A 13,937-nucleotide genomic window follows, 5' to 3' on the forward strand; every position below is an offset into this window, starting at 1 on the left:
TTAGCGAAGCAATCCGCTTTGTCATCCTGACGTAAGAAGGATCTTCACAAGAAACTCCTCACAGTATGTCCTTTTTTATAATTTCATATATTTACTCAATAAAACAAAAATGACATTCAATAAAGAAACATACCTCAACAATCTAAAACTAACTATTGAAAGTTATTATCCAATTTCTGAGCAATCATGGAAACTAATTCAAAACATCACAGAATTTCAAACCCTTAAAAAAGGAGAAACACTATTACAAAATGGAGAAATTGCTAAAAACCTTCATTTTATAGCAAAAGGAATTCTGAGAGCATTCATTACAGACCAGCAGGGAAATTTTTACAATAAAAACCTCTTTCTTGAAAATTCATTTGCAGGGTCTAAAGTTTCATTAATGCTGCAGACACCTTCGAATTTTGCAATTGAAGCTCTGGAGGACTGTGTTTTAATCAACATCAGCTATAAAAAATATATGGAGTTGATTAACAAAAATGACGATCTAAAAAACTTCTATATTGCTCATTTAGAAAAAACCTGGATTATTGAAAAAGAACAAAGAGAAGTAGCGCTCGTTATGCAAAACGCCACTGAAAGATATGTTAAACTTCTTGAAAAACATCCCGAAATTGCAGACCGCGTTCCGCTCTTGCATATTGCATCACATTTAGGCATTACGCCTACGCAGTTAAGCCGAATCAGAAAAAGTCTCGAAAAAGATTTGTAAATCAACATATGTAAAGGCTTTTCAGAAAGGCTGAATTTATCTTTGCAGTATGATTTAAATTCGTCTCCCAAAAATGAAAAACACAGACCTCATCAAAGATAATATTGACAATTTAACCGGATTCTGGAAAACCATTGGAACTCCCTTCCTTGCCTATTGTAAAAATGATTCTATTGCGTATTGTAAAATAGAAAACTCTGGCTGGCCAAATAAATTATGGTTTAAAGAAGACATTACTTCTGAAGATCTTTCAAAAATCATTCAAATTGTACATAAAAATCCTGGTTTAGTAGTTCCATATTGGGATATTTTCAAGAGTAATTCCAATCAGCTTCTTGAACAAAACAGCTTCGAAATCAAAACCGAACAAATGGGTATGTTTTTAAAACTGAATCAAAAATTCACGCTTCAAAATAATTTAACTTTCAAAAAAGTTACTACTGAAGAAGATGCCAAAATCTGGGCCGATGTTTATCCGAATGCTTTTGGTTACGTTATCAGTAAGGAAATTCTAATTCAGGATTATCAAAACGTGCATTTTTATTTGGTTGCTGCAGATAAAAAACCAATAGGGACTTTTATGCTTTACCAAACCGGAAAAGATATGGGTATTCATGGGGTTGGCGTAATTCCTGAAATGCGCAGAAAAGGATTCGCCGAAGAAATCATGAAATTTGCAATGAACCTTTGTATCGATTTAAATGCTGAAACTGCACATTTACAAGCATCAGCTATGGGAAAAGATATTTATACGCGATTAGGTTTTGAAGATTTATTTTTGATTAAAAACTATGTTTTAAATACCAATACTTAAAAATTCCAATTTCCAATAGAGTTTATATCTGCTTGTAATTAATCTTTACGGAGCTACTAGTGGAGATTCTTCCTTCGTGAAGATGACAAACTATGGTTAACGCAACACATAATCTTGTCCCAAATGCCCCTAAAATAGTCAGAAATGTCCGTTTTATCAGAATACAAAACGTGTAACTTTGTATTATATTAACTGATAACCATTAAAAACTATTTCATGAAAAAAGCTAAAATTATTTTTTGGACCACAACAATTCTTATTTTTCTATTTGAAGGCGTTATGCCTGCCTTGACATCACAATCAGAAATGGCTAAAGAAGGAATCAGACATTTGGGTTATCCTGAATATTTTGGAAATGCATTAGTTGTTTTCAAAATTTTAGGTGTTCTGGCATTAATCATTCCGCAAGTTCCCGGGAATGTAAAAGAATGGGCATATGCAGGTTTTGGCTTCGATTTTATCTTTGCTTCCATTAGTCATTTTGCGGTTGACGGAGTTACTTTTGATGGCTTTTTTCCGCTGATTGTCCTGTTGATTTTAGCAATATCCTATGTCTATTATCATAAAATAAGCCGGTATAAAAGCAACGCTTTATAAGCCATAAATCATGGTAGAAGTTTTCAAAACAAATATTCAGGAAGCCGAGCAATGCAATATAATTATTGGGGAGCTTCTTGAATATTTTCCAAACAGCCCTATCAACTTTGATCTTGAGGATTGTGATAAGATTTTGCGGATCCATGCTTCATCTATTTCCAATCATAAAATAATTGAACTTTTAAATTCGCATGGTTTTTATTGTGAAGTACTCTTATAAATCCGTAATAAGCTGATTTACAAAATATAAAATAAAAATTGTAATTTTAAGAATACTAATTTTTAAAATATTACAAAATGAATATACCGGCAGAACATCAGACAATAATGCCTTATTTAATTTTACAAGGGGCTTCCAAATTTATCGATTTTACAAAAATTGTTTTTGGTGCAACTGAAACCAATACTAAATCACTTCGGGAAGACGGAACTATTATGCATGCCGAAATTACGCTAAACGGAAGTACAATAATGGTAACTGATGAAATTACAGATTGGGCAAAACAAACCGCAAATTTATTTGTATATGTTCCAAATGCAGATGAAACGTATAAAAAAGCATTAGAAAACGGTGCTGTTTCTTTAATGAAACTGAGCGATCAGGATTACGGCAGAACTTGCGGTGTAACAGATCCGTTTGGGAATGTGTGGTGGATTACATCAGTATAATTCATTGGATTTTTAAAATCTGTAAAATAAAATTTATATGAAATCAAAAACCGAAACTATTTTTTTGTCGGGTTTAATTGCAGGTACTTTAGATGTTACTGCTGCAATTGTGGTTTATGCATTTATATTGCAAAAAACAACGGCAATAAAACTCCTTCAGTCTATCGCAAGTGGTATCTTTAAAAAAGAAGCATACGAAGGCGGCTCAAAAATAGCTTGGTACGGACTCGGTTTGCACTTCTTAATAGCCATGACTTTTGCATGGTTTTATTTTGTAATTTATCCTTATTTGCCGTTTTTAAAAAGGAACACTTTAATTTCGGGATTGCTTTACGGATTTTTTGTCTGGATTGTGATGAATCTTATTGTTTTGCCAATTGCATTTCCGGCATTGCCAGAGAAACATTTGGATTTTCCTTTAATCATATCAATTTTAATTCTGATGTTCTGCATCGGACTTCCTATTGCATTTATAACACGAAAATATTATTCATCAAATAGATAATTCAGGCTGATAATCCTGAATTAATTCTAAAAATGCTCTTTCTGTATGTGAAAAGTATTGTTCATTACTGCGGCAACTTTTAACCTTTTCAAAATACTGTTTAATCGATCCGTCTTCATATGTCGACACTACCAAAGGATGTACATAATAACTTCGACAAACAGTTCTTGTGTTTCCTAAAGCCTCTGCTGTAGCATCATAGGCCGTAAGAATATTTTTTTTAATTTCTTTTTCATCTTCGGCAATACCTAATTCCATTAAGGTTTCAAAGAAAATCACAGATGCAGACCAGGTTCTGAAATCTTTGGCACTAAAATATTCGCCTGATATTTCATGCAGATATACATTGACCATATGGCTATCAAGGATTCTTCGCTCCCCATTCTCATCATAATATTTAAAAACTTCCCAACCTGGAATCTCCTCGCATTTACTGACTAGTTTAATCAGTTTTTTATTCCTGATCGTAATTGAATGCTGTTTTCCTTTTTTTCCTATAAATTCAAAACGTATTGCATCTTTATTGATATTAATATGCCTTTTTCTTAAAGTAGAAAGTCCGTACGATTTATTGTCTTTGGCGTATTTTTCATTTCCTATCCTGATATGGGTTTCCTCCATTAAACGAATTACTAGTGCTACAACCTTATTTTTAGACCACTCTTTTTTTTCTAAATCGGCATCGACTTGTTTTCTTATAGCAGGTAATCTTGTCCCAAAATCTGCTATTTTATAAAACTTGGTCTGGTTTCTAATTAAATTCCATCTTGGATGATACCGATATTGCTTTCTGTTTTTTTGATCTAAACCAACAGCCTGAAGATGTCCGTTTGATAATTCTGAAATCCTTACATTTTCCCAGGCAGGTGGAAGCACCAAACTATTAATCCGTTTTAATTCGTTTTTTTGCTTAATAGATCTACCATTTTTTTTATAAACAAAAGTATCTCCTTCTTTACATCTTTCTATAGGCATCGATTTATCACTTATATAAACCAGATCTAACTTCTCTATAGCCAATTCAGGTTTAGTAATTAAAAGGGTCATCAATTTTTCCTGAGATTTTATATTTGCTTTCATAACATTTTTATATTAAATAAGAAACTTTGCATTTTCTATCACTCTTCTTCTAATTTTAAGTACCTTACAGAGATTAAAGATTTTATCCTCAAAAAAGCTTCTTAAGTCTCTCAAATTTTATTGATTAAAATGATTTGTTTTAATTCTAATTTAATTTTTTATTGACTATAAAAGTTCATTTAACCCACTGATTCTATTATATAATTCCCACATTAAATCTTTTGAGTTAATTTTTTAGCCGATTGGATTAATTATAGGCTTATTTGTAGAATAATTTTATAGAAAATATTTTTAAAAGAAGAAATTAGCTACGAAATATTGAACTTAAAAAGAAATCCAAATGGAAGTTTAGCAAAACATTTGACAAATTTATTAAGTATTTAAAATAGTAAAATTCTCTCTGTATAAACCAAAATGATTCATTAAACGAACTAAAAAATAATTCCTATGAAAACGATACAAGCTAAATCAAAGATAATTTTTATGTCTACTTTTCCACCTACACAATGTGGAATAGCTACTTACACGCAGGATACCATAAAAGGAATTAATGATGTTTACGGAAATTCAATTACCTGTGAAATTTGTGAGCTGGTAAAATCTCCTTTAGAAAAGCCAACTCAGGCCTATACATTAAATACTAAAAAAAGAGAAGATTATACACGTGTTGCAAATGAAATCAACAATGATGATGCTGTAAAATTGATTCATATTCAACATGAGTTTGGATTATTTGATGGTAATTATGGAGATCATTTATTAGATTTTCTAAATGTGATAAAAAAGCCGGTAACATTTACTTTTCACAGTGTAATTCAAAATCCAAATAGTGAATTAAAGACTTTTGTAAAGCTATTGCTTTCTTACAGTAATTCAGTTTTTGTAATGACAAGAAAATCTCAGGAAATTCTGATAAAAGATTATGACATTCAAAAGGAAATTATTACTTGTGTACCGCATGGAACCCATATTGTAATTTATGAAAAACCGGAAGAAGCCAAAGCAAAATTTGATTTGCAGGACAGAATGGTTTTGTCAACTTTCGGGCTTTTAGGTGAAGGTAAAAGTATTGAAACCGGTTTACACGCATTACCGAAAATCATCAAAAACCATCCAAATGTTTTATATCTTGTCATTGGAAGAACACATCCAAATTTGATTGAAGAAGGTGTAGATGCATATCGTGATAAACTGGAAGGTATTGTAAAGGATTTAAATCTGGAAAAAAATGTTCGATTTATAAATCAATATTTAGATACCAACGAACTTTTAAACTATCTAAAAGCTACTGATGTTTACATGTTTACTTCAAAAGATCCTAATCAGGCTGTAAGCGGCACTTTTGCTTATGCAATGAGTTGTGCATGTCCTCTAGTGGCATCAAAAATTCCTCATACTGTAGAAGTTTTAACTTCTGATTGCGGAATATTAGTTGATATTGGAAATAGTGATCAATTTGCAGAAGCTGCTATAAAATTGCTTTCTGATGATAGCCTGAGAGAAGAAATGGGTATTAATGCTTTCCGTAAAACCAGAGCTTCATCTTGGGAAAATGTTGCCATAAAACATATGGAAACCTATAAAAACCTAATGGTTAACCCATCAGAAATTGAATTTAACTACCCTTCTATTGAATTGTCTCATGTTAAAAAAATGACAACCGATTTAGGAATTATTCAGTTTAGTAAAATTTCTGTTCCTGATTTATCAACAGGTTATACTTTAGATGACAACGCCAGAGCATTGGTGGCACTTTGCATGCATTATAAATTGACAAACGACAAAGCCGATTTACCTTATATACTAATTTATCTTGATTTTATCATCCGCTGTCAAAATCCGGAAGGAGATTTTACAAACTATATAGATCAATATAATAGGGAGCATATGGAGCAAAATGCAGAGGTAAATCTGGAAGATTCTAATGCAAGAGGTGTATGGGCTCTGGGAAGTTTGATTTCAATAAAAGATATTTTACCCGAAGGAATCGTTCAAAAAGCTTCAACTAGCTTTTTAAACAGTCTAAAATGGGCTGAAACCATTCAGTCTCCCCGTTCAATTGGTTTTGCTACTAAAGGACTTTACCTGTACAACAGCACAATTCCAAATTTATATGTATCTGCAATTATAAATAAACTGAATTCAAAATTGGTTTCCAATTACGAAATTCATGCAACAAAAGACTGGAAATGGTTTGAAAATTATCTGACATACGGAAACGGTATTTTACCGGAATCAATGTTATTTGCCTATCTGGTTACAAACAAACCTATTTATAAAAAAATAGCATTAGAATCGCTTGAATTTTTACTTTCAAAGATGTTTACTAAAAAAGGTTTCAAAGTAATTTCAAATAATGGCTGGTATCATAAAGATTCTCAACCACAGGAGTATGGCGAGCAGCCTATTGATGTTTCTTACATTATTCAGACTTTAAACTCTTTCTACACAGCTTTTAAAAATCCGTTGCATAAAGAATATATGAAGACAGCCTTTAATTGGTTTTTAGGAAAAAATCATTTAAATCAAATTATGTACAATCCTATAAGCGGAGGCGGTTATGATGGTCTTGAAAAAGAAAATGTAAACCTAAACCAGGGAGCTGAATCGACAGTTTGTTTCTTAACTGCGCGCTTATTGATGGAGAATTTTAAGGAATCTGAATCCCGGGTAATTGATTTGATCAAAACAAAGGCAGATCTGATTATCAATTCATAAAAACTAAAACATTGTAAACCAATCCCTTTTTTAACGAAAAGGGATTTTTTTGTTATGCAAATTGTGCAACGGTATTTTAATGTAAATAGTATACGGAATGAAAATTATATAAGGTTAGTTAAAAGTTGTGTAAAGAATTTTAACAAGTATAGAGGTAACTTTCATCTATAATAAAAAGAGAAGCCCAAATTGTTAAAAAACTGATTTTCAGCTTATACACAACTTTAAACACGAAACATTTTGATACTCACCTTAAAAAATACATTCGAAGAAATCGGAAATGCAACTGTATTTGCAACGAGGTTTTTTAGAGAGGTTTTTGTACCTCCTTATGAAACCAGACAATTTCTGAAACAATGTTATGTTATGGGCTATAAATCCTTACCACTGGTAGCTATAACAGGTTTTATCATGGGTTTGGTACTTACCTTACAATCAAGGCCAACGTTAGTAAAATTTGGTGCAGAATCCTGGCTTCCGGGAATGGTGGCGCTTTCTTTAATTCGTGAAATTGCTCCGGTCATTACTGCTTTGATCTGTGCAGGAAAAATATCATCCGGAATAGGTGCCGAATTAGGCTCGATGAAAGTAACAGAACAAATAGATGCCATGGAAGTTTCGGCTATTAATCCTTACAATTATTTAGTGGTGACCCGAATCCTAGCTACCACTTTAATGGTTCCGATTCTGGTATTTTTTGCCGATGCTGTTGGAATTTTCGGTGGATATGTGGGTATAAATATTCATGGAGATGTTAGCTTTTACAGATACATCACCAAAATATTCCAATCACTTGAGTTCCTGGATTTGATTCCGGCGACAATCAAAACTTTTTTCTTTGGATTTTTTATTGGAATGATTGGATGCTACAAAGGTTTTAATGCCACAAACGGTACAGAAAGTGTGGGCAAAGCAGCGAATTCTGCTGTAGTCACCGCTTCTTTAAGCATTTTTATTATAGACATGTTAGCTGTTCAAGTAACCGATTTATTTTTTTAAGATGATAAAAGAAGAAAATATAACAACTGAGGCGACTAATACAGACAATAAACAAGCCATTATAGAAATCAAAGATTTGCACAAAACTTTTGGAAAAAATAATTATGTTCTAAAAGGGGTAGATTTTGTTGTTTATAAAGGCGAGGATTTAGTTGTTTTAGGACGTTCCGGTTCAGGAAAATCAGTGACGATAAAATGTATCGTAGGTTTAATACAACCTGATAAAGGTAAAATAAATGTATTTGGCGAAAACATTTTAGAGCTTCCAAAAGCAGAATTGAACGAAATGAGAGTCAAAATTGGTTTTTTATTTCAAAGTGGTGCTTTGTACGATTCCATGACCGTAAGAGAAAATCTGGCTTTTACACTAAGAAAACACAAACGTGACTTAAAACCTGAGGAAGTAGAGAAAGAAGTTATTGAAGCACTTGATAATGTAGGTTTAAGTGAGGCAATCGATAAAATGCCTTCAGAATTATCCGGAGGAATGCGCAAAAGAATTGGACTTGCCCGTACCTTGATTTTAAAGCCCGAAATCATTTTGTATGATGAACCCACAACGGGTCTGGATACGATAACATCAAGAGAAATAAGTGAATTGATACTGGATATCAAACACAAACGTAAAACAACTTCTATCATTATTACACATGATATGGCCTGTGCAAAATTGACTGCAGATCGTATAATTGTATTAAAAGAAGGTAAAATTCAGGCAGAAGGAACTTACGAAGAATTAGAAAAAAGTGAAGATGAATGGGTACGATCATTCTTTGAATAAAATATAAAATCAAAATCATGGAGAAGCAATCTGGATATACTTGGAAATTAGGAATATTTGTAACAATAGGTGTGCTGATTTTTATACTGGCGGTCTATTTTATTGGAAAACAAAAAAATCTTTTTGGTTCTACCTTCCGCATTACATCAAGTTTTAAAACAGTGAGTGGTTTAGAAATTGGTAATAACGTAAGATTCTCCGGTATCAACATTGGTACTATAGATGAAATTCAGCTGGTAAACGATTCTACTGTTGTAGTGGGAATGATAATTAAAGATGATGTTCGCGAATTTATTAAAACAGATGCCAAAGCCAGTATTGGTTCTGATGGTTTAATGGGTGATAAAGTATTGACCATCACACCTGGCGTCAAATCGCAAAAAATAGTTGAAAATAATGCACAAATTGCCTCATTAAGTGCAATAGAAATGAACGACATCATGAAAACTGTTAAAAAGAGCATGGATAATGTAAGCGTAATCTCTGAAGAATTGGCTATTTTCAGTCATAGCATGAACAATGGAAATGGTGCTTTGGCAAAACTAATGCGCGATCCGGGAATGGCCAATGCTATGGATAAAACACTTAGCAACCTGGAAAAAGGAACTAAAGGTTTTAGCGAAAACATGGAAGCAGCTAAAAGTAATTTCCTTCTGAAAGGTTATTTTAAGAAAAAAGAAAAAGAGAAAGAAGAGAAGTTGGAAGAAGCGAAAGAAAAAAAGGAAGAACAACTTGAAAAAGAAAAAGAAAAAGAGGAAAAATTAAAAGAAGAAAAGAAAAAAGCAGAGGAGCAAGCAAAAAAGGCTGAAGAAGCCAAAAAAGAAAAAGATAAAAAATAAATGATTTAAACTCTACTTCTTATGAAGATCAAGCTTCAATAATTTTTCACCCAGCAGTGAATAAAAAATTTTTATATGCAAAGTAAATTGAAACATATAAGCCTTAAAATTGCCAAAATTTCAGGAATAGTAATAGCATCAGTTTTGCTGTTACTATTTTTGATTCCGTTACTTTTTCCCGGAAAAGTAGCTTCTGAAGTTAAAAAAATTGCTAACGAAAGACTTGACAGCAAAATAGAATTTTCAAGATCCAGATTTTCTTTTTTTACACATTTTCCATCATTGACAGTCTCCCTCGATGACGTTACACTTACCGGATCAACACCTTTTAAAAAGGATACTTTATTAAAAGCAGAACAGGTTGCTTTTGGAATAAATATTAAAAGATTATTATTTGATAATGAATTAAAAATCAACAAACTATATGTTTCAAAAGCAGATATAAATTTAATGGTAAATCAAAAAGGGCAGGCCAATTATAATATTTACATCGCCCGAAAGGACATTAAAAAAGATACCAGTACTACCGAAGAAGGAACCGCAATTCGATTGGAGCGGATTGATTTAAAAGACTGTCATGTAAGATACAATGATCGTTCGGCTAAAATACTGATAGATGCAAAAGGCTTTAACTACATTGGAAAAGGAAATTTAAGTGAAGATATTTTCGACTTGAATACTGATGCCAAAATTGATAACATTGACTTTTATTATGACAGAACTGCGTATCTTAGAAAAAAAGAACTGCGTGCTGATTTAATTACCCGAATCAACACACATGCACTTTCTTTTATTCTTCAAAAAAATGAATTAAAGATCAACAAATTACCCTTAGAATTTACAGGATTATTTACCATTTTAAGAGACGGATATAAAATCAATATCAACGCAGCATCAAAAAATACAACTGTAAAAGATTTGTTCTCGGTTATGCCTCCGGAATATTTAACATGGCTTGAAGAGACCGAAATTTCAGGTAAAAGTGATTTACTTTTTACTTTTAAAGGAAATTATAATGTCGCCAAAAAGCAAAAACCGGATCTTGCTTTTAATTTGAAAATTAATGAAGGAGCCATTAATTATCAGAATGCTCCTGCCCCATTAACGGATTTTCAAATGAATCTGAATGCTATTATGCCTTCACTTGAAATTGAAAAACTTTTAATCAATTTAAAAACTTTCAAATTTAAAGTTGGCGAAAAAGATTATTTCACAGCTTATTTACGAAGCAAAGGTTTTAACGAAATGAATGTAGATGCGAGTATAAAAGGAGCATTAGATCTCGCTACACTTGATGCTGCTTTGGGGTTATATTCCCTCGATTTAAAAGGAATCCTGAGAATTGATATTCAGGCAAAGGGTACTTTTAGTGCTTCAAAAAAATTATTTCCTAAAACAAGAGGCGGAATAGCATTACACAACGGCTGGCTAAAAACGGATTCCTATCCAAACCCTGTTACTAACATTACTTTTATAGCCAATGTACTTAACAAAGCCGGTACTTATAAGGATCTGATTGTAGCAATTGCGCCAGCTTCTTTTGTTTTTGAAGGAAATCCAGTGTATGTAAATGTAGCACTTTCTGACTTTAATGATCTGGCATATAATGCAAAAGTAAAAGGTGAACTTAATGTGGGCAACATTTATAAAGTATTTGCCCGAAAGGGAATGAACGTTACAGGTTATGCAAAAGCGGATCTTTCGCTTCAGGGAAAACAAAGTTACGCTACATCCGGTCAGTATGACAAATTAAATAACAGGGGCACTATTTTATTAAAAAATATCAAAACAACATCAGAACTTTTTCCAAAAGCATTTTTTATCAAACAGGGAAACTTCAGATTTCAAAACGAAAAAATGTGGTTTGAAAAATTTTATGCCTCTTATGGAAAATCCGATTTTGACATCAACGGCTATCTGGTAAATACAATCAATTATTTTTTAGAATCTAATGGAACTTTGAGCGGAAATTTCAATATGAAATCCAAACTTATAAATGTTGACGAATTTATGGCACTTGAAAAAGGCGAAAACAAAGATCGGAATTTAGAAGTTGCCTACGCAAAAGAAGACCATCCTAAATTAAGTGGAGTAGTAATTGTACCAAAAAACTTAAATGTAAACCTTACTGCAAATGCTGATAAAATTGAATACAATGGGCTTGTTTTTAATAAACTTAATGGAAAAACCGGTATTTCTAAAGGAAATTTTTATTTAGAAAATGCTATATTCAATATTATTGACTGTGCCTTGGTGATTGATGCTTCCTATAAGGATGAATCGCCTACAGCAGCACGTTTTGATGCTCATTTTAAAGCAAAAGATTTTAGCGTTCAAAGAGCCTACAAAGAAATTCCGATGTTTCATGATATGGTCACCGCTGCAGAAAAAACAGAAGGAATTATCTCTGTGGATTATAAAATTAAAGGTGATTTAAATGGAAACATGAGCCCTATTTATGAGTCTTTTGAAGGAATGGGTACTATAAATTTACGCGATGTAAAAATTAAAGGCCTCAAATTATTTGACGGAATAAGCTCAAAAACTGGACAGGAGGGATTGAATAACCCTGATATGCAAGGCATTGAAATCAAATCAAGAATTGATAATAACCTCATCCACATTACTCCATTTACTTTTAGCGTGGCGAGTTTTAAACCCACAATAAAAGGAACGACCAGTTTCGATGGACTTTTAGATCTTAGGATGCGTTTAGGACTCCCTCCTTTTGGAATTATTGGTTTTCCAATTACCATTACGGGTACTCATGAGGATCCTAAAATAAAAATATTCAGTAAAACCGGAAAAGAAATACTCGATGCTGTCTACAATGAAAAAAGCAATAAAGTAGTCAGGAAAGAAAAAGTTAAGGCAAAATAAAAACATCAACGAAAAGATATTTATATAAATCGTTGTCAAACCTACTAAAACATGAAATTACGTTCAACAGAAAGTTTCTGGCCACTAAAACATGCAATGGATACGAGTTATCCATCCATAGATTCAGATATAAATACGCAAATTTTAATTATTGGAGGTGGAATTACTGGAGCATTAATCGCTTATAAACTTATTAATGAAGGAAAAAAGGTAGTACTTGTCGACCGACGTGATATAGCTAATGGCAGTACTGCAGCAAGTACGGCCTTGCTTCAATATGAAATTGATGTTCCTCTGCATGAGCTAATAAACTTAAGAGGTGTAGAATGTGCCGTTGACAGCTATAAAAACGGAAAAAAAGCAATTTTCGATTTAAGAAGCATTATTGATGATATAAAAAGTGACTGCCAATTTGAATTTAAAAAGAGTATTTATTTTTGTTCTTTTAAAAAAGACCTTCCTTTTCTAAAAAATGAATTTATTGCAAGAAAAAAGTATGGCTTTGATGTAAATTGGCTAGAAAGATGGGATTTGGAAAAATTTGGATTAAATGCTCTCGCAGCTATCGAATCTAATACTGCGGCTGTTCTGGATCCGTATAGGTTTGCGCACGATTTATTTGTTTATTGCAGAGAAAACGGAATGAAAATTTTTGATCGTACCAATATAACATCAACCAAGGATTTAAACGGTAAGATGATTGCACAAACCGAAAATAAATATAATATTGTTGCTGATCATATCATACATTGCAGCGGTTACGAAAGCACCGAAACACTTACAGAAAAAGTCGTAAACCTAAAAAGTACGTATGTTATAGCATCTGAAAGTATTCCTAATTTATCAAGTATATTTAAAAATGCTGTTTTTTGGGATACTTCTAAACCTTATTTATACTTTAGGTCGACTACTGACAATCGAATAATAATGGGCGGTGGCGATGAAGATTTTAAAGACCCAAAAAAACGAGACAAATTTCTACCAAAAAAGGAGAAGTTTCTTTTAAATAAATTTCAAAAAAAATTTCCAAGAATCAATTTCAAGATAGATTACTCCTGGGCTGGAACATTTGGCGAAACTAAAGACGGTCTGCCTTATTTTGGGAAACCGGATCCTGATAAAAACGAACACTATATTTTGGGATTTGGCGGTAACGGCATCACTTTTAGCATAATGGCAATGAATTCGATTATGGACTCTATCAAAGACAAAGAAAATCCTGATTTGGAATATTACAGGTTTGGCAGGTAAAATTTGCTGAGGATTGTCCTGATACTATAAACCGTAAATTTTTATTTTTGTAATTCAAATCAGTTACATTTATCTGATTGATTAATAAA

Annotated in this window: 13 protein-coding genes; 12 read left to right on the forward strand and 1 reads right to left on the reverse strand. The window is 32.4% G+C overall.

The features are described from left to right. Positions 1-109: 109 nt before the first annotated feature. The 6 genes from FLACHUCJ7_RS23780 to FLACHUCJ7_RS23805 all read left to right on the forward strand — a co-directional run bounded on the left by FLACHUCJ7_RS23780 (position 110) and on the right by FLACHUCJ7_RS23805 (position 3,300). Positions 110-715: a Crp/Fnr family transcriptional regulator gene (locus tag FLACHUCJ7_RS23780; RefSeq protein WP_078229532.1), complete on the forward strand. Its 606-nt coding sequence runs from the start codon at positions 110-112 to the stop codon at positions 713-715. Between the two features lie 73 nt (positions 716-788). Beyond that, positions 789-1,529: a GNAT family N-acetyltransferase gene (locus FLACHUCJ7_RS23785; RefSeq protein ID WP_078229533.1), complete on the forward strand. Its 741-nt coding sequence runs from the start codon at positions 789-791 to the stop codon at positions 1,527-1,529. Between the two features lie 216 nt (positions 1,530-1,745). Beyond that, positions 1,746-2,126: a DoxX family protein gene (locus FLACHUCJ7_RS23790; RefSeq protein WP_180910794.1), complete on the forward strand. Its 381-nt coding sequence runs from the start codon at positions 1,746-1,748 to the stop codon at positions 2,124-2,126. Positions 2,127-2,136: 10 nt separating this feature from the next. Beyond that, entirely contained in the window at positions 2,137-2,346 is a 210-nt protein-coding gene (locus FLACHUCJ7_RS23795; RefSeq protein WP_180910795.1) for a hypothetical protein, read from the forward strand. 77 nt (positions 2,347-2,423) lie between these two features. Further along, positions 2,424-2,795: a VOC family protein gene (locus FLACHUCJ7_RS23800; protein WP_031454761.1), complete on the forward strand. Its 372-nt coding sequence runs from the start codon at positions 2,424-2,426 to the stop codon at positions 2,793-2,795. Between the two features lie 37 nt (positions 2,796-2,832). Beyond that, entirely contained in the window at positions 2,833-3,300 is a 468-nt protein-coding gene (locus FLACHUCJ7_RS23805) for a DUF1440 domain-containing protein (protein ID WP_180910796.1), read from the forward strand. On the opposite strand, the gene FLACHUCJ7_RS23810 is transcribed toward FLACHUCJ7_RS23805, so the two are convergent. Next, positions 3,289-4,380 carry a DNA topoisomerase IB gene (locus tag FLACHUCJ7_RS23810; protein ID WP_078229537.1) on the reverse strand — a complete coding sequence of 364 codons (1,092 nt, stop codon included), beginning with the start codon at positions 4,378-4,380 and terminating at the stop codon, positions 3,289-3,291. The genes FLACHUCJ7_RS23805 and FLACHUCJ7_RS23810 overlap by 12 nt on opposite strands. A 447-nt stretch (positions 4,381-4,827) precedes the next feature. Between FLACHUCJ7_RS23810 and FLACHUCJ7_RS23815 the strand changes: the two genes are divergently transcribed. The 6 genes from FLACHUCJ7_RS23815 to FLACHUCJ7_RS23840 all read left to right on the forward strand — a co-directional run bounded on the left by FLACHUCJ7_RS23815 (position 4,828) and on the right by FLACHUCJ7_RS23840 (position 13,848). Next, complete coding sequence (locus FLACHUCJ7_RS23815; protein ID WP_078229538.1) at positions 4,828-7,098, forward strand: glycosyltransferase; 2,271 nt, start codon at positions 4,828-4,830, stop codon at positions 7,096-7,098. 240 nt (positions 7,099-7,338) lie between these two features. Further along, on the forward strand, positions 7,339-8,097 hold the full coding sequence (locus FLACHUCJ7_RS23820) for an MlaE family ABC transporter permease (protein WP_078229539.1): 759 nt from the start codon (positions 7,339-7,341) through the stop codon (positions 8,095-8,097). 1 nt (position 8,098) lies between these two features. Next, on the forward strand, positions 8,099-8,878 hold the full coding sequence (locus FLACHUCJ7_RS23825) for an ABC transporter ATP-binding protein (RefSeq protein ID WP_180910797.1): 780 nt from the start codon (positions 8,099-8,101) through the stop codon (positions 8,876-8,878). Between the two features lie 17 nt (positions 8,879-8,895). Continuing rightward, positions 8,896-9,717, forward strand: a complete 822-nt coding sequence (locus tag FLACHUCJ7_RS23830) for an MlaD family protein (RefSeq protein ID WP_078229541.1) — start codon at positions 8,896-8,898, stop codon at positions 9,715-9,717. A gap of 75 nt (positions 9,718-9,792) precedes the next feature. After that, the gene (locus FLACHUCJ7_RS23835; protein WP_180910798.1) at positions 9,793-12,597 is read left to right on the forward strand and encodes an AsmA family protein; all 2,805 of its coding nucleotides are present in this window, start codon (positions 9,793-9,795) and stop codon (positions 12,595-12,597) included. A 51-nt stretch (positions 12,598-12,648) separates the two neighbouring features. Then, a complete protein-coding gene (locus tag FLACHUCJ7_RS23840; protein WP_180910799.1) occupies positions 12,649-13,848 on the forward strand; it encodes an NAD(P)/FAD-dependent oxidoreductase in 1,200 nt (399 codons plus the stop codon). Positions 13,849-13,937: the final 89 nt, after the last annotated feature.

It is taken from the genome of Flavobacterium salmonis (assembly GCF_903819435.1).
In the GTDB taxonomy this organism is placed as follows: Bacteria; Bacteroidota; Bacteroidia; order Flavobacteriales; family Flavobacteriaceae; genus Flavobacterium; species Flavobacterium chungangense.

What these genes read in the sequence shown, in the direction of transcription:
- FLACHUCJ7_RS23810 (WP_078229537.1), bottom strand. Translation starts at nt 4,380, where the DNA reads ATGAAAGCAAATATAAAATCTCAGGAAAAATTGATGACCCTTTTAATT.
- FLACHUCJ7_RS23805 (WP_180910796.1), top strand. Translation starts at nt 2,833, where the DNA reads ATGAAATCAAAAACCGAAACTATTTTTTTGTCGGGTTTAATTGCAGGT.
- FLACHUCJ7_RS23780 (WP_078229532.1), top strand. Translation starts at nt 110, where the DNA reads ATGACATTCAATAAAGAAACATACCTCAACAATCTAAAACTAACTATT.
- FLACHUCJ7_RS23800 (WP_031454761.1), top strand. Translation starts at nt 2,424, where the DNA reads ATGAATATACCGGCAGAACATCAGACAATAATGCCTTATTTAATTTTA.
- FLACHUCJ7_RS23795 (WP_180910795.1), top strand. Translation starts at nt 2,137, where the DNA reads ATGGTAGAAGTTTTCAAAACAAATATTCAGGAAGCCGAGCAATGCAAT.
- FLACHUCJ7_RS23825 (WP_180910797.1), top strand. Translation starts at nt 8,099, where the DNA reads ATGATAAAAGAAGAAAATATAACAACTGAGGCGACTAATACAGACAAT.
- FLACHUCJ7_RS23815 (WP_078229538.1), top strand. Translation starts at nt 4,828, where the DNA reads ATGAAAACGATACAAGCTAAATCAAAGATAATTTTTATGTCTACTTTT.
- FLACHUCJ7_RS23840 (WP_180910799.1), top strand. Translation starts at nt 12,649, where the DNA reads ATGAAATTACGTTCAACAGAAAGTTTCTGGCCACTAAAACATGCAATG.
- FLACHUCJ7_RS23830 (WP_078229541.1), top strand. Translation starts at nt 8,896, where the DNA reads ATGGAGAAGCAATCTGGATATACTTGGAAATTAGGAATATTTGTAACA.
- FLACHUCJ7_RS23790 (WP_180910794.1), top strand. Translation starts at nt 1,746, where the DNA reads ATGAAAAAAGCTAAAATTATTTTTTGGACCACAACAATTCTTATTTTT.
- FLACHUCJ7_RS23785 (WP_078229533.1), top strand. Translation starts at nt 789, where the DNA reads ATGAAAAACACAGACCTCATCAAAGATAATATTGACAATTTAACCGGA.
- FLACHUCJ7_RS23835 (WP_180910798.1), top strand. Translation starts at nt 9,793, where the DNA reads ATGCAAAGTAAATTGAAACATATAAGCCTTAAAATTGCCAAAATTTCA.